Genomic DNA, 3,165 nt, shown 5'->3' with positions numbered 1-3,165 from the left:
CCTGTCTAGGCCTTCTGTTTTTTTTTTTTTTTTCCAAGAAGAGGCCGCCATCCGAGACCCGGGGTTGTCGGGGGGCGGGGAGTTGTGTAAAAGAGCCGGGCCCGGCGCCCCCCCCCCAGGGGGGGCCCGGGGGCGGGGGGGCATGACGCAGGCCACCGATCCGACCTACCCGGTCGGCACCGAAGTCACGCTGACGGCCGACCACATGGAGGGTATGAACGGTGCCCCCGCCACTATCGTCGGCGCCTACGACACCTACACCTACGCGATCGACTACATCCCCACCGACGGCAGCGATCCCGTTCTCGACCACAAGTGGGTCGTGCAGGAAGAGCTCAAGGACGTCGGCGATGACCGTCTCGACGATGGCACCGAAGTGACCGTCACCGCAGAGCACATGCAAGGCATGGCCGGGACAACGGCGACAATCGCGTCCTCGACCGACGAAACTGTCTATGTCGTGGACTTCGAAGCTGACGGAATGACGATGACGAACCACAAGTGGGTAGTCGAAAGTGAGATCCAGCCCGCGTCCTAGGCAACTGCAACCGCTCTGGAGGGACAGGCAGACCATGAACGACCAGCACACCCACCACGGAGCCGCCGAGGCCCAGACCCGCAAGCAGGGCAGCCACCACACGCACGACGAACACTCGACAGACCAGCCTCACAGCAGGCACGAGAACCATAGTGGCCACGACCATGCAGGCCATGGCGGGCACGGTGGTCATGCCGCCCAGTTCCGGCGGCTGTTCTGGATCACCCTCGTCCTGGCGGTCCCGGTGGTGGCGTTCAACGACATGTTCGCCCACCTCATCGGCTACGACCTGCCCGATGCCCGGTGGGTGTGGTGGGTCTCCCCCGCCCTGGGCACCGTGGTCTACTTCTGGGGCGGCAGGCCGTTCCTGACCGGGGCCGTGTCCGAGATCCGCACTCGCCAGCCCGGCATGATGCTGCTCATCGGCCTGGCGATCACCGTGGCGTTCACCGCCTCCTGGGGCGCGAGCCTGGGCGCGCTCGATCACACGCTGAACTTCTGGTGGGAGCTGGCCCTGCTGGTGGTCATCATGCTGCTTGGCCACTGGATCGAGATGCGCTCCCTGGCCCAGACCACCTCCGCGCTCGACTCCCTGGCGGCGCTGCTGCCGGATGAGGCCGAGAAGGTCGACGGCGAGAACGTCATCACCGTCGCCCCGGCCGAGCTGCGGGTGGGGGACGTGGTGATCGTCCGCCCCGGGGCGTCTGTACCCGCCGACGGCACGATCATCGACGGCTCGGCCAGCATGGACGAATCCATGGTCACCGGCGAATCCCGGGCGGTCCGCCGCGAGATCGGCGACCATGTCGTCGCAGGTACGGTCGCCACCGACTCGGGCCTGCGCGTCGAAGTCGCCGCGATCGGTCAGGACACAGCGCTAGCCGGGATTCAGAAACTGGTCACCGACGCACAGGCCTCGTCCTCTCGCGCCCAGCGCCTCGCCGACACCGCCGCCGGGTGGCTGTTCTGGTTCGCTCTCGCCTCGGCCGTGATCACCGCCGCCGTCTGGAGCGTGCTCGGTCTGCCCGACGCGGCGGTAGTGCGCACCATCACCGTGCTGGTCATCGCCTGCCCCCACGCTCTCGGCCTGGCGATCCCGTTGGTCGTGTCGATCGCCACCGAACGCGCCGCCCGCGGCGGAGTACTGGTCAAAGACCGCCTTGCGCTCGAGTCGATGCGCAACGTCGACGCCGTCCTGTTCGACAAGACCGGCACCTTGACCAAGGGCGAACCCACCGTCACCGGAATTGAATCGATAGACGGGCACACCGAGAAGGAGGTCCTCGCACTGGCCGCCGCAGCCGAAAGCGACAGCGAGCACCCTCTCGCCAGAGCCATTGTGCGGGCTGCTCGCGACCGTGACCTGGCCGTGTCGACGGCGTCCGACTTCTCCTCCTCCCCGGCCGTCGGCGTCAAGGCCACCGTGGACGGCACCGTCATCGAGGTCGGCGGCCCCTACCTTCTCGACCATCACGGCCGCGATGAGCTGCCCGTCGCCGACCAGTGGCGCACGGAAGGGGCGATCATCCTGCACGTCCTCGCCGCCGGCCGGGTGATCGGCGCGCTGCGGCTGGCCGACGAGATTCGCCCCGAGTCCCGCGCGGCCGTCGAGGCGCTGCACGACGCCGGAGCTCACGTCGTCATGATCACCGGTGACGCCCGCGCCGTGGCCGACACCGTCGCCGCCGACCTCGGCATCGACCGCGTCTTCGCCGGGGTCCGGCCCGAAGACAAGGCCGCCAAAGTCGCCGAGCTTCAGTCCGAAGGCAAGAAGGTCGCCATGGTCGGCGACGGAGTCAACGACGCCCCCGCTCTGGCCCAAGCGGATGTGGGCATCGCCATCGGCGCCGGAACCGATGTCGCGATCGGCTCCGCCGGGGTCATCCTGGCCTCATCCGATCCCCGCTCGGTGCTCTCGGTCATCGAGCTGTCCCGCGCGAGCTACCGCAAGATGAAGCAGAATCTGTGGTGGGCTGCCGGCTACAACCTTGCCGCGGTGCCCCTGGCCGCAGGTGTCCTCGCCCCGATCGGATTCGTACTGCCCATGAGCGTGGGCGCCATCCTCATGTCCGCCTCCACCGTCGTAGTCGCCCTCAACGCCCAACTCCTGCGGCGCCTCGACCTGCGCCCGGAAAATCTCACCACCCCCAGGAAGTGAGAGCACGAAGGATGGTCACCACCCACCCCACACCTCGACGAACCGCGGCGGTGTGACTAAGGCTGCCATTCTGGCGGGCAGATCGATCACCGCCGCACGCTCGCCGGGCGTGTGGGCCGAACCGATGTGCGCGATCATCAGGCGCCGACTGCGGATAGTCTCCCAGATCTGCACGCCGGTGGCCCCGGAGGCGGCCCTGGACTGCACTACGTACAGATCCACCACCTCCACACCCCGCTCGATTAGTGACCCGCGCGCCACCTGCTCAAACTCGTGACCTGCAGCGATCCTAACGAAGCGGCCAGAAACGCCGTCACCTTATGGAGCCCAGTTCAGGATCAGGGCCGCGCCGGCAGACTCCGGCAGACCAGTGTGTGGGTGAGATGGCGGGAACCCCCGGCCCTGGTGGGGTCGGGGGTTCGCGCGTTGTGAAGTTGTGTTCGGCGGTGTCCTACTCTCCCACACCCTC

At 67.6% G+C, this 3,165-nt stretch carries 3 protein-coding genes; 2 read left to right on the top strand and 1 reads right to left on the bottom strand.

The features are described from left to right. The first annotated feature begins 142 nt into the window (after positions 1-142). Both KHA85_RS16195 and KHA85_RS16190 read left to right on the top strand, forming a co-directional pair. Entirely contained in the window at positions 143-538 is a 396-nt protein-coding gene (locus KHA85_RS16195) for a YdhK family protein (protein WP_213186595.1), read from the top strand. Between the two features lie 34 nt (positions 539-572). Next, on the top strand, positions 573-2,696 hold the full coding sequence (locus tag KHA85_RS16190) for a heavy metal translocating P-type ATPase (protein WP_213186594.1): 2,124 nt from the start codon (positions 573-575) through the stop codon (positions 2,694-2,696). A gap of 15 nt (positions 2,697-2,711) precedes the next feature. On the opposite strand, the gene KHA85_RS16185 is transcribed toward KHA85_RS16190, so the two are convergent. Next, positions 2,712-2,918: a hypothetical protein gene (locus KHA85_RS16185; protein WP_213186593.1), complete on the bottom strand. Its 207-nt coding sequence runs from the start codon at positions 2,916-2,918 to the stop codon at positions 2,712-2,714. Positions 2,919-3,165 lie beyond the last annotated feature (247 nt).

The sequence above is a fragment of the Dietzia massiliensis genome, assembly GCF_018390595.1.
GTDB classification, from domain to species: domain Bacteria; phylum Actinomycetota; class Actinomycetes; order Mycobacteriales; family Mycobacteriaceae; genus Dietzia; species Dietzia massiliensis.
This window is presented reverse-complemented; position numbering and strand designations above follow the sequence as displayed.